The organism is Desulfatiglans anilini DSM 4660 (assembly GCF_000422285.1).
Classification (GTDB): Bacteria; Desulfobacterota; DSM-4660; order Desulfatiglandales; family Desulfatiglandaceae; genus Desulfatiglans; species Desulfatiglans anilini.
In genome coordinates this window covers 65,873-87,018 of record NZ_AULM01000012.1, presented here as the reverse complement: position 1 = coordinate 87,018, position 21,146 = coordinate 65,873, and the positions used below count along the sequence as shown (strand labels likewise).

The 21,146-nt window shown below is 62.1% G+C and carries 16 protein-coding genes; 9 read left to right on the top strand and 7 right to left on the bottom strand.

All coding sequences use genetic code 11. The features are described from left to right. Window positions 1-28: 28 nt before the first annotated feature. Together dprA and topA are read left to right on the top strand one after the other, a co-directional pair. Window positions 29-1,135 (top strand): DNA-processing protein DprA, encoded by a 1,107-nt coding sequence (dprA, locus tag H567_RS0110755; RefSeq protein WP_035254085.1) that lies wholly within the window; start codon window positions 29-31, stop codon window positions 1,133-1,135. Between the two features lie 259 nt (window positions 1,136-1,394). After that, on the top strand, window positions 1,395-3,845 hold the full coding sequence (topA, locus tag H567_RS0110750) for a type I DNA topoisomerase (protein ID WP_028321406.1): 2,451 nt from the start codon (window positions 1,395-1,397) through the stop codon (window positions 3,843-3,845). A gap of 42 nt (window positions 3,846-3,887) precedes the next feature. Here topA and H567_RS28520 read toward each other — a convergent pair whose 3' ends face one another. Next, window positions 3,888-4,106 carry a hypothetical protein gene (locus H567_RS28520; protein ID WP_153306145.1) on the bottom strand — a complete coding sequence of 73 codons (219 nt, stop codon included), beginning with the start codon at window positions 4,104-4,106 and terminating at the stop codon, window positions 3,888-3,890. Window positions 4,107-4,471: 365 nt separating this feature from the next. On the opposite strand from H567_RS28520, the gene H567_RS0110735 reads away from it, so the two are divergent. From H567_RS0110735 to H567_RS0110725, 3 genes are all read left to right on the top strand, one after another. Then, window positions 4,472-6,904 (top strand): 3-hydroxyacyl-CoA dehydrogenase/enoyl-CoA hydratase family protein, encoded by a 2,433-nt coding sequence (locus tag H567_RS0110735; protein ID WP_028321404.1) that lies wholly within the window; start codon window positions 4,472-4,474, stop codon window positions 6,902-6,904. Window positions 6,905-6,957: 53 nt separating this feature from the next. Then, complete coding sequence (locus H567_RS0110730) at window positions 6,958-8,142, top strand: thiolase family protein (RefSeq protein WP_028321403.1); 1,185 nt, start codon at window positions 6,958-6,960, stop codon at window positions 8,140-8,142. Window positions 8,143-8,304: 162 nt separating this feature from the next. Further along, window positions 8,305-10,089, top strand: coding sequence for an acyl-CoA dehydrogenase FadE (locus H567_RS0110725; RefSeq protein WP_028321402.1), 1,785 nt, complete (start codon window positions 8,305-8,307; stop codon window positions 10,087-10,089). A 95-nt stretch (window positions 10,090-10,184) separates the two neighbouring features. Here the strand turns inward: H567_RS0110725 and H567_RS28515 are convergent, their stop codons facing one another. Continuing rightward, window positions 10,185-10,358, bottom strand: a complete 174-nt coding sequence (locus H567_RS28515) for a hypothetical protein (RefSeq protein WP_153306144.1) — start codon at window positions 10,356-10,358, stop codon at window positions 10,185-10,187. Window positions 10,359-10,755: 397 nt separating this feature from the next. Here H567_RS28515 and fusA point away from each other — a divergent pair, with 397 nt between their 5' ends. The 4 genes from fusA to H567_RS0110700 all read left to right on the top strand — a co-directional run bounded on the left by fusA (window position 10,756) and on the right by H567_RS0110700 (window position 14,370). Then, the gene (fusA, locus tag H567_RS0110715) at window positions 10,756-12,849 is read left to right on the top strand and encodes an elongation factor G (RefSeq protein WP_028321401.1); all 2,094 of its coding nucleotides are present in this window, start codon (window positions 10,756-10,758) and stop codon (window positions 12,847-12,849) included. After that, the gene (locus H567_RS27160; RefSeq protein WP_028321400.1) at window positions 12,846-13,541 is read left to right on the top strand and encodes a hypothetical protein; all 696 of its coding nucleotides are present in this window, start codon (window positions 12,846-12,848) and stop codon (window positions 13,539-13,541) included. The genes fusA and H567_RS27160 overlap by 4 nt, the downstream gene beginning before the upstream one ends. Window positions 13,542-13,638: 97 nt before the next feature. After that, window positions 13,639-13,956: a hypothetical protein gene (locus H567_RS0110705; RefSeq protein WP_028321399.1), complete on the top strand. Its 318-nt coding sequence runs from the start codon at window positions 13,639-13,641 to the stop codon at window positions 13,954-13,956. Between the two features lie 108 nt (window positions 13,957-14,064). Further along, window positions 14,065-14,370 (top strand): hypothetical protein, encoded by a 306-nt coding sequence (locus H567_RS0110700; RefSeq protein ID WP_028321398.1) that lies wholly within the window; start codon window positions 14,065-14,067, stop codon window positions 14,368-14,370. Window positions 14,371-14,476: 106 nt separating this feature from the next. Here H567_RS0110700 and H567_RS24355 read toward each other — a convergent pair whose 3' ends face one another. The 5 genes from H567_RS24355 to asnB all read right to left on the bottom strand — a co-directional run bounded on the left by H567_RS24355 (window position 14,477) and on the right by asnB (window position 21,079). After that, entirely contained in the window at window positions 14,477-15,427 is a 951-nt protein-coding gene (locus tag H567_RS24355; RefSeq protein ID WP_051184720.1) for a nitrilase-related carbon-nitrogen hydrolase, read from the bottom strand. Window positions 15,428-15,455: 28 nt separating this feature from the next. After that, a complete protein-coding gene (locus tag H567_RS0110690; RefSeq protein ID WP_028321397.1) occupies window positions 15,456-16,634 on the bottom strand; it encodes a trimethylamine--corrinoid methyltransferase in 1,179 nt (392 codons plus the stop codon). A 329-nt stretch (window positions 16,635-16,963) separates the two neighbouring features. After that, a complete protein-coding gene (locus tag H567_RS0110685; RefSeq protein ID WP_244155463.1) occupies window positions 16,964-17,779 on the bottom strand; it encodes an MBL fold metallo-hydrolase in 816 nt (271 codons plus the stop codon). 297 nt (window positions 17,780-18,076) lie between these two features. Then, entirely contained in the window at window positions 18,077-19,411 is a 1,335-nt protein-coding gene (locus H567_RS0110680; protein ID WP_028321395.1) for an NAD(P)/FAD-dependent oxidoreductase, read from the bottom strand. A gap of 45 nt (window positions 19,412-19,456) precedes the next feature. Beyond that, the gene (gene asnB / locus H567_RS0110675) at window positions 19,457-21,079 is read right to left on the bottom strand and encodes an asparagine synthase B (RefSeq protein ID WP_028321394.1); all 1,623 of its coding nucleotides are present in this window, start codon (window positions 21,077-21,079) and stop codon (window positions 19,457-19,459) included. Window positions 21,080-21,146 lie beyond the last annotated feature (67 nt).

Here is a 21,146-nt window from a genome sequence, read left to right as displayed (position 1 = left end):
AACCCGATGCCGATCTCTTGCCGATCCCATGCAAACCTGGTCTGACGAACGGTGTTACTGGCTGGGGCTTTATTTGATACCCGGGCTGGGGAACAGGACCTTCAAACGCCTGATCGATACGTTCGGGGACCCGCGCGGGGTCTTCAATGCCGATCCGGAGAATCTCCTCCGGGTGGTGGGGATCAGGCAGGAGGCGGTCCGGTCGATCGCGCGCCGCGAGCCCGCGGTGGATCCGGTCCAAGAGCTGGAGGCCGCGGAGCGGTGCGGGGTCCGCATCCTGACCTACGGGGACCGGGATTATCCGCACGAACTGCGGGAGATCCACGCACCGCCCATGGTGCTCTATGTCAGGGGGCGTGTGCCGCCTCAGAATGGGACGCCGGTGGCCGTGGTCGGCTCGCGCAACGCCAGCCACTACGGGTTGAATGTGGCCGAACGGCTCGGCCGGGGCCTTGGCCGGGGCGGCGTGGCGGTGGTCAGCGGCATGGCCCGCGGGATCGACACCGCAGCGCACTGGGGCTGCCTCGATGCGGGGGGTTACACCGTCGCGGTCTTGGGCACCGGGGTCGATCAGGTCTACCCCCGGTCGAACGGCCGGCTCATGGCGCGGATCCTCGAGACCGGAACGGTCCTGAGCGAGTTCCCCATGGGAACGCTGCCGGAGCCCCGCAACTTCCCGATCCGCAATCGCCTGATCAGCGGTTTGAGCCGGGGGGTGGTCGTGGTGGAGGCCACACGCAAAAGCGGATCCCTCATCACCGCCGCCCAGGCCCTCGAACAGGGGCGGGAGGTCTTTGCCGTGCCCGGGAGCGTCGATTCCATCAAGAGTGCGGGCACGCACTTTCTGCTGAAGCAGGGGGCGAGGCTCGTCGAGGGTACGGAAGACATCCTCGAGGAGTTGGCGATTCGGCCGCGCGTGGAGACGGGCGTCGGGAAACCGGCTGCTTCGCCCGAGGCCCCGGATGGGGTGGAGGGAGTGGTCTTTCGAGCGCTGGATGTCTACCCGCTGCATATCGACGAGGTCGTCCGCAAGACCCGCCTGCCTGCGGGGGATGTCCTCGGGGCGTTGATGACCCTGGAACTGAAGGGCCTCGTAAAGGCCCTGCCCGGCAGATCGTATGTGCGGTCCGCTTGACAGGCGGTTGAAAAAGCCTCCGTACATGGAATTCTTCATCACGCTCTCAAGCGGGGAGGAGGCGGGCACTCCGGGCCACTCGAGTCGGTCGGCTGCGTCTCCTTTGCCCGAGCGGGGGAGGTGGAAGGGTAAAGGGTCCGCGCGTTCTCCGATTCCCCTCCGGCCAGGACGTTGCCCCCGAGCATGGCGCAATGGAACCACAGAAACGGCGGGATCCCTCCGGCGTGATTTTTCCCAATAGCAGGTTATACTCAAACTTATGCCTAAAAATCTTCTGATCGTCGAATCGCCTGCAAAGGCCAAAACCATTCAAAAATATCTCGGTCCAGACTTCGAGATCAAGGCCTCGGTAGGGCACGTGAAGGATCTGCCCGTCAACCGGCTCGGGGTCGATGTCCAGCGGAACTTCAGGCCCGAGTACGTCACCATCAAAGGCAAAGAGCGGGTCCTGAAGGAGCTCAAACAGGCCGGCCGGAAGGCCGAAACGGTCTATCTCGCCCCCGACCCCGACCGCGAGGGGGAGGCGATCGCCTGGCACATCGCCGAGGAACTGCGAAACGGCGGCCCGGCCATCGTGCGGGTGCTTTTCAACGAGTTGACGGCCGGCGCCATCCGCGAGGCGGTCGCATCGCCCCGGGAGCTTGACCGCCACAAGTTCGAATCGCAGCAGGCGCGGCGCGTTCTGGACCGTCTGGTCGGGTACCAGATCTCCCCCATGCTCTGGACCAAGGTGAAGCGGGGCCTGAGCGCCGGCCGGGTGCAGTCGGTCGCCGTCCGGATGATCTGCGACCGGGAGCGTGAGATCTTCGCCTTCGAGCAGCAGGAGTACTGGTCGTTGACCGCGCATCTGGACGCGGACCGGCCGCCGCGCTTCAAGGCGCGCCTGGTCGCCTTCGACGGCAGGAAGTGCGACTTGAAGACAGGGGCGGAAACCGATGCGGTCATCGAGGCGGTCCGGGACGAACCCTTCAAGGTGCGGAAGGTCACGAAAAAGAAGACGAAAAAGAGTCCTCCGCCGCCTTTCACGACGAGCCTTCTGCAGCAGGAGGCCAGCAAGAAGCTCGGTTTTTCGGCCAAGAGGACCATGTCCGTCGCGCAGAACCTCTACGAAGGGGTGGCGCTCGGCTCCGAGGGCCAGGTCGGTCTGATCACGTACATGCGGACCGACTCCTTCCGCCTCTCGAACGAGGCCCTGACGGCGGTGCGGGAGCGGATCCTCACGGACTTCGGGGCGGATTTCCTGCCGAAGAAGCCGAACCAGTACCGCAGTCCCAAGGGGGCGCAGGAGGCCCACGAGGCCGTCCGTCCGACGGACGTCCACCTGGCGCCGGACAGCCTCAAACCCTATCTGACAAAGGATCAGGCGGCCCTCTACACGCTGATTTGGAAGCGCTTCCTGGCCTGCCAGATGAACCCGGCGGTGCTCGACCAGACCCAGATCGAGGTGGAGGCCGGAAAGGGCCTTTTCCGGGCCTCCGGGGCGGTCATCGCCTTCAAGGGGTTCATGGCGGCCTATGACGAGCCGGCTTCATCGAGGGCGGTGGAGCTTGAGAAGGAAACCAAGGAAGAGGAGGCGCTCCTGCCCGAACTGAAGGAGGGCGACCCGCTTGCGCTCATCAAGCTCGAGCCCGCGCAGCACTTCACACAGCCGCCGCCCCGCTTTACGGAGGCGACCCTGATCAAGGCGCTCGAGGAGAACGGGATCGGCCGCCCGTCGACCTATGCCTCCATCCTGGCCAACATCAGCGACCGCGAATACGTGGTCCTCGAAAAGAAGCGCTTCAGGCCGACGGAGCTGGGCTTTCTCGTGACGGACCTCCTGATGGCGAGTTTTCCGGACATCCTGGACCCCGCATTCACTGCGCAGATGGAGACGCGGCTCGACATGATCGAGCACGGCGAGGCGCAGTGGACGGAGGTCATCCGGGACTTCTACCGCGTCTTCAAGGAGGAGCTCGACCGGGCGCAGTCGAGGCTCAAGGGCGAAGTCCCGACGGGGCTTTCCTGCCCGAAATGCGGCCGGCCGATGGTCTTGAAATCGGGGAAGAACGGCATCTTTCTGGCCTGTTCGGGCTACCCCGACTGTCGCGAGACGGCCGATTTCACCCGGGACGAAAAGGGCCGCATCATCGTGTCGGCCGTCCCGGTGGTGCCGGAGGACCTGGGCCCCTGCGAGCTATGCGGGCGCCCGATGGTGCTGAAGACCGGTCGCTACGGGCCGTTCCTCGCCTGCTCGGGTTATCCCGAATGCAAGAACACCGCCCCCATCGGCGGCGAGGAGGACAAGACGGCTGCCTCGCGGCCTGCGGGCATCCCCTGCCGTGAGTGCGGAGCGCGGATGTTCGTCAAGACCAACCGCTCGGGGCAGCGTTTCCTGGGCTGCGAACGTTATCCAGAGTGCAAGCACACCGAACCCTACCGGACGGGCGTCGCCTGCCCGGAAGAGGGCTGCGGCGGCACCCTGGTGGAGAAGTTCACGAAGAAGGGAAAGCCCTTTTACGCCTGCGACCGCTTCCCGGAATGCCGCTTCGTGATGTGGGACGAGCCCTACGACGGCGAGTGTCCGGAGTGCGGCACACGGGTCCTCGCCATCCGGCGCGGCAAGGGCGGCGAGGCCAAGCTCGTCTGCCGGAAGCGGGGCTGCAGATTTTCGAGGCCGCTCCAGTCAGGCGAAGATCCCTCTCAGACGGAAGAACCCCCGAACGCCTAGCCGGTTTCCATCCGGAAATGGTCTTTTTGGCCAATCTCGGCGTCAATCTGCACGTTTGCTTGTGCGGCGACCTGCAGGTCGCCTCCGCACAAACGCTTGATTTCCTTGATATTGGCCAAAAATCCTCATTTCCGGATTGGAAACCGGTTTGTAACGGAAATGGTCTTTTTGGCCAATCTCGGCGTCAATCTGCACGTTTGCTTGTGCGGCGACCTGCAGGTCGCCTCCGCGCAAACGCTTGATTTTCTTGATATTGGCCAAAAATCCTCATTTCCGGATGGAAGCCAGTTCACCGGTCCAGAGGTTTTTTCTTGTCATCGGACGGTGAGAGCGCTCCTTCCACGGCCGCCTCGACCGCTTCCCTGCATTGTGGAAACGCGCGTGCGATCCACTTTTCCTGTCTGAGCGCGGCCTCGCTCAGAATCCTATCCGCTTCCCCTAAAACCGCTGTTTCCTCTGCCAAAAAATATTGACTTTGCCATACGCGTATGTTACCTTCGCAAAAAATGAATGATAGTTCATTCATCTTTTTGGATGTGTTTAGGCATAACCTTCTAGAATATCAAGTGTTTTTGGCATGGTCAAGCGTTTGGAATCGTTAGCGGACGTCTAAAGGAGGTCGTTTTATGGACAAGAGGATCAGGAAGGCCGGAGTGCTGGGGGCGGGCGTGATGGGCGCCACCATAGCCGCGCAGTTGGCCAACGTCGGTATCGAGACGATCCTTCTCGATATCGTGCCCCCGAAGCTGGGAGACGATGACCGGAAAAAGGGACTGACGGAACAGAGCAAGGCGTTTCGGAATAAATTCAGCAACAACGGCATTACCACGGCCCTCAAAGCGAAACCGGCCTCCTTCTACATCCCCGAAAACGCCGCGTTGATCGCGGCGGGGAACCTCGATGACGATCTCGGAAAGCTCGCCGATGTCGACTGGATCATCGAAGTCGTGGTGGAGCGCCTGGACATCAAGCGGTCCGTCTTCGAAAAGCTGGAGACCATTCTGAAGCCCGGGATCCTGGTGACCTCCAACACCTCCGGGATCTCCGCCGCGGCGATGTGCGAGGGGCGCTCGGAGACCTTCAAACAGCACTTCGCGATCACCCACTTCTTCAATCCCCCCCGCTACATGAAGCTCCTCGAGATCGTGCCCGGGCCGGACACCCTGCCGGAAGTGGTGGATCAACTCGCCGAGGTCTGCGAGAAGCTGGTGGGCAAGGGTGTGGTCTACGCCAAGGACACCCCGAACTTCATCGCCAACCGGATCGGCGTCTACAGCATGCTCTACGGCATCAGGGCCATGATGGACCTCGGGCTGAGCGTCGAGGCGGTCGACGCCCTGACGGGGCCGGTCATCGGACACCCGAAGAGCGCCTCCTTCCGGACCGCCGACCTGGTCGGGCTCGACACGCTCGTCCATGTGGCCGACAACGTTTACGACGGGGCGCCTGACGACGAGAAACGCGAGATGTTCAAGGCCCCCGGATTCATCCTGAAGATGATCGAGAAGGGCCTGCTCGGCGAGAAGACCAAGCAGGGCTTCTACAAGAAGGGGAAGGACGGGGAGGGGAAGAAGGTCATCCTTTCGATCGACTACAACACCCTCGATTACACCCCGCAGCAGAAGGTGAAGTTCGCCTCCCTCGAGGCCGCCAAGAACGCCGGCGGCACCGGGCAGAAGATCAAGGCCCTTTACTACGCGGACGACCCGGCCGGCCAGTACACCTTCCGGACCACGACCGAAACCCTGATCTACTCGGCCAACCGCATCCCCGAGATCGCGGATGACATCGTCAACGTCGACAATGCCATGAAGTGGGGCTTCGCCTGGAAAATGGGCCCCTTCGAGGCCTGGGACGCCCTCGGGCTCGAGAAATCCGTCGCGAAGATGAAGGCCGCCGGATACACCGTCCCCGGCTGGGTCCAGGAGATGCTCGACTCGGGCAAGACGTCCTTCTACAAGAGCGAAAACGGCAAACGCCTCTACTATGACAAGCTCTCGGGCGAGTACCGCGAGATCCCGGTCAAGCCGGGGATCATCCTGCTGCCCTCGCTCAGGGAGCGGAACAAGGTCGTCGCGGAAAACAGCGGTGCGACCCTTTACGACATGGGCGACGGGGTGGCCTGCCTGGAGTTCCACACCAAGATGAACGCCATGGGCGACGACATCATCAGCATGGTGGTCAAGTCCGCGGACATCGTCTCCGAGCAGTTCGAGGGCCTCGTGGTCGGGAACCACGGGGGGGCCTTTTCCGCCGGCGCCAATCTGCCCCTGATCCTCTTCACCGCGCAGGAGGAGGAGTGGGATGACCTCGACTGGATGATCAACACCTTCCAGCAGTCCCTGATGAAGCTCAAATACCTCGACAAGCCCGTCGTCGCCGCCCCGGCCGGCCTGGCCCTCGGCGGCGGCTGCGAGATCTGCCTCGCCTCGGACCGCGTCCGGTTCGCCGCCGAGACCTACATGGGGCTGGTGGAGGTCGGCGTGGGGCTGGTCCCGGCCGGGGGCGGCACCAAGGAGATGCTGATCCGCAACACCGACCACCTCTTCGAGGTGCCCCGGGGCGGGATCTATCCGAAGCAGATCGAGCTGATGCCGTTCATCGCGCGCGCCTTCGAGACCATCGCGACCGCGAAGGTGGCGACCTCCGGCCCCGAGGCGATCAAGCTCGGATACCTGAAGCCGACCGACAAGATGACCGTCAACCGGGATTACCTCCTCGAGGACGCCAAGAAGACGGTGCTCGCCATGAACATGGAAGGCTATCAGCCGCCGCGGCCCAGACAGGCGATCCGCGTGGCGGGCGAAAACACCTTCGCCATGATCAAGCTGGCGCTCTGGACGATGCACGAGTCCGGCTACATCACCGACCATGATGTGACGGTCTCCACGAAGGTCGGGCATATCCTGTGCGGCGGCGAGGTCCTGGCCGACACGCTGGTCAGCGAGCAGTATCTGCTGGATCTCGAACGGGAGGCCTTCCTGAGCCTGTGCGGAGACCCGAAGACCCAGGCGCGGATCCAGCACATGTTGACCACCGGCAAGCCGCTCCGGAATTGATCCTTGCAAGGAACCTTTCTGACCATCGTGATGAGGGAGGATGCAATATGATGATGAAAGAAGCTGTGATAGTAGCCGCCTGCAGGACTGCGGTTGGAAAAGCTCCCCGGGGGATCCTGAAGGACACCCGGCCTGAGTATATGGGGTGCGCCGTGCTGGGCGATCTGCTGAAGCGGGCCGGCGACCTCGATCCGAATCTGATCGACGACGTGGTGATCGGCTGCACCTTTCCGGAGGCCACCCAGGGGCTCAACCTGGGGCGCGTGCTGGTCATGTCCATGGGCTGGCCGGACCGCATCCCCGGGATGACGGTCAACCGGTTCTGCTCTTCGGGGCTGCAGGCCATCGCCATCGGCGCGGAGAAGATCATGTGCGGGTTTTCGGATGTGGTCGTGGCCGGCGGCGTCGAGAGCATGAGCCAGATCCCGATGGGGGGCAGCATGATGTACCCCAATCCGGCCCTGGTCGAGATGCGCCCGGGGGCCTTCACGGGCATGGGCCTGACCGCTGAAAACGTGGCCGAACGCTACGGGATCACACGGGATGAGCAGGACACCTTCGGCGCCATCAGCCAGCAGAAGGCCGAGGCCGCCATCAAGGCCGGGCGGTTCAAGAGCCAGATCGTGCCCCTGAAGATCAAGAAGCAGGTGCGCCTGCCCAAAGGGCGGTTCGGGTTCGAGGAGTTCATCTTCGATACGGACGAAGGCATGCGGCCGGGTACGACCAAGGAGAGCATCGCCAGTCTGAAGCCCGCTTTCAAACCCAACGGGAGCGTCACCGCCGGCAACTCGTCCCAGACCTCCGACGCCGCCGCCGCCGTGCTCCTCATGAGCAAAGAGAAGGCCAAGGAGCTGGGCCTGAAGCCCATGGCCACCTTCCGCTGGCATGCGGTCGAGGGCTGTGAACCCGAATACATGGGCGTCGGGCCGGCCGTCGCCATCCCGAAGGTCTTGAAGATCGCCGGGATGAGCGTCGACCAGATGGACCTGATCGAGCTGAACGAGGCCTTCGCCGCCCAGGCCATCTACTGCATCCGGACGCTCGGGATCAACGAAGAGATCACGAACGTCAACGGCGGGGCCATCGCGCTGGGGCACCCCCTGGGCTGCACCGGGGCGAAGCTCACGACGCAGCTGGTCTATGAGATGCAGGAGCGCAAGGCGCGCTTCGGACTGGTTTCCATGTGCATCGGCTTCGGCATGGGCGCAGCGGCCATCTTCGAGGTCGAGGATTATTGAGGCGGGCACGCCTGGAGGGGGACGGCTCGAACCGCTGTTCCATGCAGGCGATGACAAATTTGAAGATCCGATGACAGGCTGATCGATGGAAGCCCGGAAGGGGCTTTTGACGGCGGCGTGGCGGTGACGGTCCAATCAACGATTAGAAAAGGAGTTAGTGAAATGGCGGAGAAAAGGGTTTTTGCAGGCGGGGAGTTTCTCGTCACGGATGTGGCGCCGGAGGATGTCTTTACGCCGGAAGACTTCACTGAAGAACATAAGATGATCTACGAAACAGCCAAGGACTTCGTGGCCAAGGAGGTCCAGCCCCATATCGAAGCACTGGAGGAGAAGAACCACGACCTGGTTCTGAAACTGCTCAAGCAGTCCGGCGAGCTGGGTCTGCTCGGGACCGACATCCCGGAGTCGTACGGAGGGCTTGGACTCGACAAGGTCAGCACGACCGTGGTGGGCGAAGTCATGGGGACGGCCGGCTCCTTTTCGGTCGTCTACGGGGCGCACACTGGGATCGGGACGCTGCCGATCGTCTACTTCGGCAACGAGGCCCAAAAAGAGAAGTACCTCCCGCTCCTCTCCTCCGGAGAGTGGTGCGCCGCCTACTGCCTGACCGAGCCCGGCGCGGGGTCCGATGCCCTCAACGCACGCACCAAGGCCGTGCTTTCGGAAGACGGCAAGTTCTACGTCATGAACGGTGAAAAGATGTTCATCACCAACGCCGGCTGGGCCTCGAGCTTCGTGGTGTACGCCAAGGTGGACGGGGAGAAGTTCACGGGTTTCATCGTCGAAAAGGACTTCCCGGGGGTCTCCACCGGGAAGGAAGAGAAGAAGATGGGTGTGCACGGCTCTTCGACCCGTCCGGTCATCCTCGAGGATGCCCAGGTGCCGGTCGAAAACGTCCTCTACGAAGTCGGCAAGGGCCACAAGATCGCCTTCAACATCCTGAACCTCGGGCGCTGGAAACTCGGGGCGATGACGGTCGGCGGCTGCAAGGGCTGCGTCACCCAGGCGGTCAAGTATGCCAATGGGCGGGTGCAGTTCAAGGTGCCCATCAGCTCGTTCGGGATGATCAAGAGCAAGCTCGCGGAGATGGCGGTCCGGACCTTCATGAGCGAGAGCATGATGTACCGCATGGCGGGGATGTTCGACGACAAACTGGGGACCCTGGACGCCGAGGCCAAGAAGAGCGGGGCCGAAAACGCCAAGGCGATCGAGGAGTACGCGGCCGAATGTTCGATCACCAAGGTCTACGGGTCCGAATGCCTGGATTACTGCGTCGACGAGTATGTCCAGATCCTTGGCGGCTACGGGTTCTGCGCCGAGTATCCGGCCGAGCGCTACTATCGGGATTCGCGCATCAACAAGATCTGGGAGGGTACGAACGAGATCAACCGGATGCTGGTGCCCGGAACGATGATGCGCCGGGCCATGCAGGGCCGGCTTGCCCTCCTTCCCGCCGCCCAGGCGATCGCCGGGTTCCTCATGGGCTATTCGCCGCTGTCGGTGGAGCTGCCGGATACGCCGCTCGCCCAGCAGGAGCACATGGTCGGGATGGCCAAGAAGATCGCCCTCATGGTGGCCGGCGTGGCGGCGCAGAAGTTCGGGGCGAACCTGGCGAAGGAGCAGGAGATCCTTGCCAAGATCGCGGACATCGTCATCGAGATCTTCGCCATGGAGAGCGGGCTGCTGCGCGCGCTCAAGATCATCGGCAAGGAGGGCGAGGACAAGGCCCGCTATCAGATCGAGGCCGTCAAGGTTTACGTCGATGATATGATCCCCAAGATCGAGGGCTGGGCCAAACAGGTCATCGCCTATACGGAGGGCGGTGACATGCTGCGTACTCAGTTGGCCGGAATCAAGAAGCTTGCGCGCTACCAGCCCATCGACGCCGTGAGCCTCAAACGGTCGATTGCTGACCGCATCATCGAGATGGAGGCGTATCCCTTCTGATCGGTAAATTTTTTATGTTGGAAATTGTTTCGTGTTTTCTGTTAAAGTGATGTATCAAAAAGAGGGCTTGGGCCCTCTTTTTGATTTTTCCGTTTCTAGCGCGAATGCTCGAGCGGCATGGTTGCTGCGGCGGGCTGCGGCTTCTTCAAAGTCGTTTCCATGCGGAAATGGTCTTTTTGGCCAATCTCGGCGTCCAACTGCACGTTCGCTTGTGCGGCCGCCTGCAGGCCTGCTTCACGCAAGCGCTTGATTTCCTTGGTATTGACCAAACCGGGACCCGCCGCGAAGCGGTGGGACTGAGCGCGCGCAGCGTGTGAAGAAACCGGGACCCGCCGCGAAGCGCTGGGATTGAGCGCGCGCAGCGTGTGAAGAAAAACTCTCATTTCCGGATTGGGAACCGGGTTCCACCGGGAAATCATTTCCGGATGGATACCAAGTCATGGAAAGAGAGGCGGCCCAGTCGAGGCAACGCGTCGTGCGGAACCCTACGTACAGACCCAGGTGGGGATGGGCTGCACCCCAGCGGGGCGGACAGGGACTAGAGATGCCGTGAAGGAATCCCGGTGCCGCAGAGAGCGGCGCCCGAAGGACGGAAAAACGGCGGGTCGACCCGGAAGGGAATCGGGGCGGTGCCGGCGTTATTTCAAGCGATCCAGAGGAAAATGAATGTCAGAGAGAATGGAAAGATTGCGGAATTTGGGCATCAGCGCCCACATCGATTCGGGCAAGACCACGCTCACGGAGAGGATCCTCTTCTATACCCACCGGATTCATGCGATCCATGAGGTCCGCGGGAAGGACGGCGTGGGCGCCAAGATGGATTCGATGGAGCTCGAACGGGAGCGCGGCATCACCATCGCCTCGGCCGCGACGCACTGCGAGTGGAAGGGCTATCAAATCAACATCATTGACACGCCGGGGCACGTCGATTTCACGATCGAGGTCGAGCGGGCGCTGCGCGTCCTGGACGGTGCGGTCCTGATCCTGTGCGCGGTGGGCGGGGTGCAGTCCCAGTCCCTGACGGTGGACCGGCAGATGAACCGCTACCGGGTGCCGAGGATCGCCTTCATCAACAAGTGCGACCGTTCGGGCGCCAACCCGCTCCGGGTGGTGGATCAGCTGAGGACGCGGCTGAACCACAATGCGGTCCTCGTTCAGCTGCCGATCGGCGCCGAAGGGGATTTCTGCGGCGTCGTGGACCTGGTGGGCATGCGGGCCTTGTACTTCGAAGGTCCGAAAGGGGAGGAAATCCGGGTCGAAGCGATCCCGGCCGACCTGGCCGATCAGGCAGCCAGAAGGCGGGAGGAACTCCTCGATGCCGCCTCCATGTTCTCGGATGAGCTGATGGAGGCCATCTTCGAGGATCAGGTCACGGAGCCGCTCGTCATCGAGGCCCTGCGCCGCGGGACGCTCTCCCGGCAGTTGACCCCGGTCTTCGTTGGTTCGGCCTACAAGAATATCGGGGTGCAGGCCCTGCTCGACGGGGTGACCCGTTTCCTGCCGGGGCCTGCAGATATCTCGAACGAGGCCCTCGACCTCGAGGCCGGGGAGCAAACGGTGCCGCTTGAGCCCGACCCGGATGCCCCGCTCGTGGCGTTGGCGTTCAAACTGGAGGTGACGCCCTACGGTCAGTTGACCTATATGCGCATCTACCAGGGGTCGCTCGGCAAGGGGGACGACCTCGTCATCTCGCGCACCCGCAAGAAGCTCAAGGTCGGCCGGCTCGTCCGCATGCACGCGGACGAGATGGAGGACATCAGCCGGGCGGAGGCGGGCGACATCGTCGCGCTGTTCGGGATCGACTGTTTTTCGGGCGACACCTTCACGGACGGGCGCCTGAACGTGAGCATGTCGTCGATGTTCGTGCCCGAACCCGTCATCTCCCTGGCCCTGACGCCGCAGGACAACAAGAGCCAGGTGAACATGTCCAAGGCCCTGAACCGTTTCATGAAGGAGGATCCGACCTTCCGGTCCCACGTCGATCCGGAGTCCGGGGAGACGATCATCTCCGGCATGGGGGAGCTGCATCTGGACATCTACCTCGAGCGGATGAAGCGGGAGTTCAATGCCGCCGTGACGGCCGGCATGCCGCAGGTCGCCTACCGGGAGGCGGTCACCGAACGGGTCGCCTTCGACTACACCCACAAGAAGCAGACCGGCGGCGCCGGCCAGTACGGGCGTGTCGCCGGCTACCTGGCCCCGTCCGAGGAGGGGGAGTACACCTTCGTCAACGAGGTCAAGGGCGGGGCCATCCCGACCGAGTTCATCCCCGCGGTGGACAAGGGGTTTCAATCCTGCCTCAAGAAGGGCCTGCTGATCGGGTTCCCGGTCATCGGCATGACGGTCGGGGTGAACGACGGGCAGGCGCACAGCGTCGACTCCTCGGAGATGGCCTTCAGCCAGGCGGCGGTCGGCGCATTCAAGCAGGCCTACATGAAGGCGCGGCCGGTCATTCTCGAACCGATCATGAAGGTGTCCGTCGAGTGCCCCTCGGAGTATCAGGGGGGGGTCATGGCCTCCTTGAACCAGCGCCGGGGGCTCATCATGGGGTCTACGGAAGACGGGGTCTTCACCGGGGTCGAGGCCGAGGTGCCTCTGGCTGAGATGTTCGGCTACGCGACCGTGCTCCGTTCCCTGACCCAGGGCAAGGGCGAGTTCACCATGGAGTTCGCACGCTATGCGAAGCTGCCGGAGGCCCTCGCGGAGGATCTGAAAAAGCGCCTCAGGGAGAAGAAGACAAAGGGGGATAACATCTCATGAACGACTGGAATGCATCGAGTCCTGCGAAGATCCTTTCGATGTCTTCGCAGGGCGGCCTCGGCAGGGGAAACCTGGGAGCGGTGGTGGCCCGCGCGGGCGTGGGCAAGACGGCCTGCCTCATTCATATCGGTTTGAAGCGTCTCCTCGAGGGGGAGCGGGTGGTGCACATTTCCCTGAAGGAGGGCCCTGATAAGGTCTCCGCCTATTATGCGCTGATCTTCGCGGAGCTGGCCCGCACCCTCCCGCCGGACGAACAGAAGCGGCTGCAGGCCGTCATGGAAAAAAAACGGATGATCCTCGCTTACCTGAACCAGAGCTTCGATGTGGCGAGGCTTCGGGCCAACCTCGTCAATCTGAGGGATCACCTCGGCTTCAGCGCGGACCTGCTGATGATCGACGGCCTCGATTTCGAGCAGGTGAGCCGGGAGGATCTGGAGGCCTTCAAGGCCTTCGCCGCGGAGTGGGGGGTGGAGATCTGGTTCTCCGTCCTGTCCCACAGGCACCTGCACGAGACCAATGCCCGCGGCGTCCCGCAGCCGCTGGATGCGCTTGACGACTTCTTCGGCGTCATCCTCCAACTCCACCCCGAGCCGTCCGGCATCTATCTGAAGTTCTTGAAGGACCACGATGCACCTGCGGCACCCGAAGCGTCCTGGCGCCTCGATCCGAACACCTACCTCGTGCTCTCCTGATCCCGGAGGCGCGAAGCATGCGGCCGGGCGGGCGTCCGCCGGCGCCTCTATCGTCGGCAAACACGGCGGCGCCTGCGCCCGGTCCGGGAAAGAAGCGATGAAAACGGCTATCGAACTGGTTCTGGCCCTCGCGATTCTCGTGGGGGTGTATCTGCTCACCCAGCGCATCGTCATCTGGCGGCTGCAAAGGACCTGCAACCGGGTCCTGCGCGACCTCCAGGCCAAGGGCGCCTTCAGCCCGGAATCGGCCGTCCCGTTGCCCTATGCCCGTAAGAACCCGCTCCGCATCGGCGTGCGCGACTACCGCCCAAAAGCGGTGGAGATCCTCCTGATCCAGGGCAAGGTGGCCACGAACGAAGACGGCGCCTACTACCTGAGCCGCAGCATGCCCGCCGAGGCCTCGTCTGCAGGCTAACCGGCCCCGGGCCGGCGGTGAGGTTTACAAGGTTCAGGCGAAAAGGCAGCGGGGATGTGCACAGGTTCGAGCGATCGATAAACCTTGGTGTCGTCAGGAGGTGCAGGCATGGAGAAGGAAAAGCGAGGCGTCGGCAAAGGGGCGTGGCTGAAGGTCTTTTGTCCGGAGGCGCGGTGTTTGACGGAGGAGGAGATTCTGTCGATTCCGGCCGAAGAGCGGAAGGAGGCCGAGTCGGGCGCTGAAAAGGGTCTCTGGCTGGAAGTCTTCTGTCCGGAGGGTGCCTGCCTGAAGGAGGAGGAGCGGATCAATCTCCCGGTCCGCCCCGGCGCGGCGCAGAAAGAGGGGGGCGCCTGGTTGAGGCTGTTCTGCCCGGAGGGGCGCTGCCTAATAGAGGAGGAATCCGACGTTCCTTAGGGCGGCTCAGCGGGTACGGCCTCTCAGAAATAATAGCCGAAACGGTCCTGTCTTTCTCCTTACCACGGCTGACGAGCGCGTACGAGCGCGTGAACGCAGGGTCCGCTCATGCCTGATCTTCTTTGCGGTGGCACGTGTAATTCGCCTTCAGGGGAGAGGGGGTGGTCAGCTTCCGGAACAGGATGCGCTGCAGCTCCCGGTGGGTGAAGTAGGGGTCGTCATTGCGCAGGTAGGGCAGCTGAACCCTCTTTTCACGGAGGATCTCCCGTGAGAGCTCCCCGAACACGATGTCGTCTTCGTAGAGGCGCGCCTTGGCGATCCTCTGCCCGTAGGGGTTGATGATCTCGCTCCCGCCCCAGAACCGGTAGGTCTTCGGAACCTGATGGGGAAACTCCATCGACAGGCCGGCGGGTTCGCATTCCCCGAAGGTTTCCTCACCGACCCGGTTCGCGCAGATGTTGTAAATGCCGAAAATGCGCGAATAGAAGGTGTTGATGGTCTCCCAGCTTTCGATGTTGGAAAATCCCTCGCCCATCGATTCCTTGGACGAGTTGATGACCGTGATGAAGACGTCGGCCTTCTGGGTGACCCCAAGGTAGGGAAGGGACGGGTGCCAGAGGTCGTTGCAGACGTAGACGGCGAAGCAATAGCCGCCGTAGCGGAAGACCGGGACCCTTTTCCCGGAGGAGTAATATTTTCTCTCCTCGAAAACGCCGTAGTTCGGGAGATTGAGTTTGCGGTAGGCGAAGAGGAGTTCGCCGTCCACGGCGACGAGGGCGGAGTTATAGAAGTTCATCGAGGGGGATTCCTCGATGAACCCGACGACGGCGGCCGTGCCGCGCGTCGCCTCGGCGATCTGGCGGATTTCCTTCGAATCCATCCGAAGGGCGACCTTCGGGTAGTGGTGCCCCACGAAGTAGCCTGTCAGCGCGAGCTCGGGAAAGACAACCATCTCCGCACCCTGTTCGCGCCCTGCATGGATCTTTTCGATGACATCGGCCAGATTGGCCTGGACATCCAGGAGGACCGGGCTGGTCTGGCATACGGCGATGCGCATGGATTTTCACCTCCCTCTTTAGCGGGGATCAGCAGATAAAGGCCTTTCCGGTGTTCTTCAGCGTGTGGTCATCGCGCATGTAGTTCGCCTGGCTCCCGTTCCTTCGGATGGCCTCGAACCCCTCTTCGTCGTAGGGCTCCAGAGGATAATCGGGGGCGGCCTCCGAACCGGTTTCGCGGCACAGCTCGATGTGGCGCTCGAGTTTCGCGATCGAAAAGGAGATGAGCTCGCGCAGGAACCCGAAGGCATGGCGCATCTGGTGGAAGCCGTGCTGCTTCATCAGGCCGAAGCCCTTGACGGCCTCCTCCTCGGCCTTGCCGTTGGGGGCATCCTGGCTGGTCGTGCAGGCGGTCTGGATGGAGGGCAGGCCCAGCGGCCGGTTGACCTTTTCCATCAGAAGGTTCGCGACGTTGTGGGCGACCAGCCCGAGGTCTACGGCATAGTTTTTCTGGATGTTGGCGATCGAGGGCAGCCCGGCATGGACCACCGTGACCTCTGGGTTGATGAGCTGGGTCAAGGTGATTCCGAAAAGGGCCTCGGCGTGGGTCAACGTGAGCAGACCGGACATGGAGTATGGGGCGGAGAGCCCGGCCATGGGCATGGTCGACACGTAGATCGGGATCCCGGCCCGGACGGCCGCGATGAAGGGCTCGATCATGCTCTCGATCACGTTGAGGGGGCTGTTGATGATAGAAAACTGGAGGGTGAGTCCTCCCCGGGTCTCGTGGATTTCTCGGGCCTTGTCGATCCCTTCGGGGGTGACGGCGGCCACGTAGATCGGCTTCGAGCAGTGCTCGATCAAGGTCTCCATCACCGGGACCTCGGCGTTTTTGATCAGGACGCCGCGGGCCATGAAGGCCACCTCATCCGCTGCCTGGACGATCTTCGCGATTCGGACCAGGTGGTCGAAGGTGGGAGGGATGAGTTCGCCGGTCTCGTCATCGTAGACGAACGGGGCTGTTCCACCGACCCCGAAGGCATTGTCGCCGATCCAGTAGCGGTCCCGTTTCGGTGCAGACTGCAGGGCTTGCTCCACGAGCGGCGAGAGCACGTGGATGTGCCCGGAGGTTTCGTCGTAGGCTGCAAGGCCGGTGCCCTCGAAAAGGGACCTGACCTCAGGGTGGGCGCAGCGGACGCCGACTTCCTCCAGCACGCGGAGCGCGTCCTGGTGTATGCGATCGATGTATCCGTTCATAGGTAGCTGCATGTTAAGACACCTTTCTTGTCCCCGGCTGGAAACCTTCCCTTTCGGCCGATGGGCCGCCGATCAGCGCGTTTGGTCGTGCGGCGACCCGGGAGGGGGCGCCTTTCGGCAACAGCCTGGTCTTTTCGATTTTTGTTGAAAATCGTCATTCCATGCCAGGAAACATGCTCATGTTCATAGAAATTGCGGGCACGAGTATAGAGTACGTTCGATTCCGTGATGGGCATATCGTTCGGTTGAGGTATGGGTAATTTTTCGTTCAAATATGAACTCCCATTCCGAAATCCTGCTTGTCGCAAAGACGGAACAGCGGATGGCTACCGAGACCGCCCTCACACACGGACCGTCAGCCCGTCGTAGGCGAAACGCGCATTGGGCAGTGCGTCTTCGAGCACCCGATAGTCGTCATAGCCCCGGTTCCAGTACTCTTCGATGTGTACGAAGAGGACCTGGCGGGCTGCGAGGCGCCCGGCCAGCGCCAGGGTCTCCTCGAAGGTGTAAAGCGTCTGCCGGGAGATGTGCCCCGCAGGATAATGGAACCCGTGCTTCAGCCCCTCCTCGAAGATCCCGGGTTGGATGACCAGCAGATCGGCACGCTGCACCTCGGCACGCTCCTCCGGAAAGGGCTTGATGTCGCAGGGCGCATAGACGATCCGGCTGCGGGCGTTCTCGAAGACGAGCACGAACGCTGTCTGGGCGCCCCGATTGACCGGGATCGCCGTCACGAGCAAACCGCCGATCCGGGCCGTTCCATCGAAGACGGACCGTTCAACGTAGCCCTGCCTCTCGTAAAAATCGATCAGCGGTCCGTATATGGACCGGATCTCACGGATGCGCTCGTCCAAGACGGCGGGGAGATGCAGGCGGATCCGCTTCTCGGGGTAGGCTTCCCAGGACCGGAAATCGAGCGCCATCTGCTCCACGACTCGGAACCCTTCCACGTGATCGGGGTCGAGGTGGGTAAAGAGCAGATGGTCGATCCGATTGAGCCCACACCGGTTGATCTGCTCGCAGATCTCGGCCGGGGTGTCGATCAGGACGTGTTCATCGTGGATGAAGGCCGAAGGCCCCGTTCGCCGGTATCGTCCCCCTTTATGCCGCGCTTCGCTGCAGACCCCGCATTCGCAAAGGGGCTTGGGGATGCCCATGCATCCCCCTGATCCGAGAATGGTCATCTCCATCGTTTTGTCCACTGATGTCTTTGCATGCGTGCGGTTTGCGGAGCCGCGGGCCGCCGATGCCTCGCATTCGAACAGCCGCCGAGGCCGGGGAATCCCTTTTGCAGGAGGTGCTCCCCGGCGGAGGCGGCTTCGGTCGGGAGGCTCCGAGAGCGGCTCCGTGCGCCGCAGCCGGGAGCGTTGAAAGATGGCTTGTGCGGCAGGAAAGGTCCAACAGCAGACCCATCTCTGGAAAGAGACGCCCCCCCGTGCGGCGCAAACCCGTGATCAGCTCCAGGGAAAGGGGCTGTGCGATACCGGGTGCAGTTCGCCTTTCCGGTAGCGGTCGAACCGGAAGGGCTTCAGCAGGGCCTGCTCCTCTCCCAGCACTTCGTTGGCGACCAGTTCACCGACGCCGATCATCTTGTAGCCGTGGTTGGAGTCGAGGATCATGTAGCAATTGTCTTTGAAGCGGTCGAAGATGGGGAAGTTATCAGGTGTGAAGCACCCCAGTCCGCCGGAGGGCTCGTTCTTATAGTCCCGGTAGCGGTCTTCGTAGCGCTTCTGACAGTGGGCCAGCGCCGAGGTCCACATGTGGACGAACTCCGGACCCACCACGAAATCAGGCGAGTCGATGCCGTACGGATCGACTTTGACGTCGCCTTCAACCTTGTAAGGGGCGGCTCCGCCCTGTACGCCGCCGAAGTGGAAATCCGGCTTGTAATAGATGCCCCATATCTCGTCGGTGATGAGAGAGCCGTCCTCGCTCGAATAGAGCGGGGCATCCGAATCGACGTGCATGACCGGCGGCATCTGCCCCCGGTTGTCCATGGCATATTCGGGCGGGACCCCGAGCGTGCCCTCCACGAGGCACCAGTAGGTCCACATCGGAATGTCGCTGTGGACGTTTCCGTTCCGATCCTTGATGTCAACGCGCTCGGGCAGGTCGAGCATGTCCCAGAAGGTCTTCGCCCAGGGGCCGGGGGCCACGATCAGCCAATCGCAGGCGATTGCACCGTTGTCGGTCTCCACATGGGTTACGGCGCCCCCTTGGGTGCGGATGCCCGTGACGCTCACGCCCGTCATGACCCGGACACCCTCCGCTTCGGCCTTGTCCGCCAAACGGTAAAGGGAGCGGGTGTTGTGGGCGTATCCGCCGAGCTTCTCGTGCAGGATGGAGGTGATGTTCTTCGCCTGCCAGTCCTCGAAGACGTTTTTCCGCATGTATTCGAGGCAATCCTTTTCCCCTTCGATGAAGGCGGAGGTATAGCCGATGGCCTTTTGCTGGCGGTAAATCTCGGCCACATCCTCATGCATCACCTCCGGGGAGATCTGCATGTAGCCCACCGGGCGGTAGCCGTACTTTTCGGCATCCTCCTGCCAGATGGCGACGCTGTGCGCCATCAGTTCGCGCATGGCGGGCTGAAAGTAGTTGTTGCGGATGACGCCGCAGGCGATGCCGGAGGCGCCGGCGCCGATCGCCGTCTTGTCGAGCACGAGGATATCCTTGCCGGAGCCTGCTCCGGGGCGGTTTTTCAAGGTTTTGGCGAGGTGCCAGGCCGTGCTCAGGCCGTGGATTCCCGCGCCGATAATCACATATTTGGATTGGGATGGAAGTGCCATCGTATAGATACCGTCCTTTCTTGTTTGGGTGGTTATGCAGATCGATCAGGCGGTGGCGAGCTTCGACAGGTCTTCTTGGTCCTGCGAGTGGTCGTGTTTCAGTTCACCGTCAACGGTCCCTTTGACCTTCTCCCGCTCTTCAGCGAAATCGAAGCCGGTCCAGATGCCGATGGACCCCAGGATGGAGTCCTGCGGGTGAAATTCCCGAAAGATCTTGAAATAGTAGGCGGCTTCCTTGCTGCTGATGACAGCCTCGGGGTTTTCCGCCCTGATTTGCAGATATTCTTCGTCGCTCATGGCTGCTTCGGCCATCTGTTCACCCAGGCTTTCACAGCCCGCTCCCTGGGTGTACTGCACCTTGTAACGCCACAGGATGTCGTCCGGGAGATAGTCGGTGTCTTCGAATGCCATGCGCAGGATCCATTTTTCGATCTTGGCCCCGTGGTGCTCTCGGATTTTGAGTTCGGCGGGGATCTTCATACTGAGGTCGATCATGTCGACATCCAGGAACGGGACCCGCAGTTCCAGATTAAAATGCATCCCCATACGGTCCGCGCGCTGCAGATTGATGTTGTGGAGATTGCCGATGCAGCGGCGGGCTTCCAGATTGAGTTTATCGAACGGGAAGTGCTTCATGTAGTGGTAGCCCGTGAAGAGTTCGTCGGCCCCTTCCCCTGTGAGCACGACCGTGACGTAACGGGCGGCGAGTTTGCAGGTGAAATAGCAGGGGACGGCGCAGCGGACCAGCGACGGGTCGTAGGTCTCGAGCTTCTGGATTACGAGCGGCAGCGCCTCGTGATATTCCGCTTCCGTAAAGAGCAGCTCATGATGGGTGGATCCGATATGCGCAGCGGCGATCTTTGCTGCCTTGACGTCATCGCTGACATCCCCTGAGGCATCCTTCATCCCGACTACGAAGGTGTGCAGGTTGGGGATTTCCTCGGCCGCGATGGCGGCAACGAGACTGCTGTCGAGGCCGCCGCTGCAAAACGATCCGACCGGGACCTCCGAGTCGGCGAGGAGCCTTTTCTTGACGGCCCGGACGAAGGTCTCCCGGATCCTGCGGCAGACCGGTTCGATGTCCGTCAAGAGGTGATCCTCGATGGGCGGGATGTCGTAGTAGCGGACGAATCCGCTCTCGGGGGTGTAGTAATGCCCGGCCGGAAATTCATGGACCTCGTCGACACCGGCCAGGGTCATGGCGCCCAGCTCCGATGTGAAGTAGAGGGCGCCCTGCCGGTAGCCGTAATAGAGGGGTTTGATGCCGATCGGGTCGCGGGCCATCAGGAATGCATCGTTGTCGAAGAGGGCGAAGGCGAACATGCCATCCAATTCCTTCACGCATTCGGGTCCTTTTTCCTGATAGAGGTGCAGGATCACTTCGGTGTCGGAATCGGTCTTGAAGGAATGTTTGGGCCGCAGTGAATGTTTGAGTTGACGGAAATTATAGATCTCCCCATTGCAGATGATCCCCGCGCTGCCCCCATTGGCCAGAATCGGCTGATGTCCTTTGGCGACGTCTACAATCGAAAGACGGGTGTGTCCGAATACCAGGTTCTCCCGGGGATGGATTCCCCGGTCATCGGGTCCGCGATGACCCAACGCGTCCAGCATCCGGTTGACGGTTTCCGTATCTGTGGTGCCTATGCACCCCGCAATACCACACATGGCGGCCTCCTATCACAAGAAATTCGAAAGAAGTTTCGAAATATTGCCGACTGAAAGAAGGGCGTTC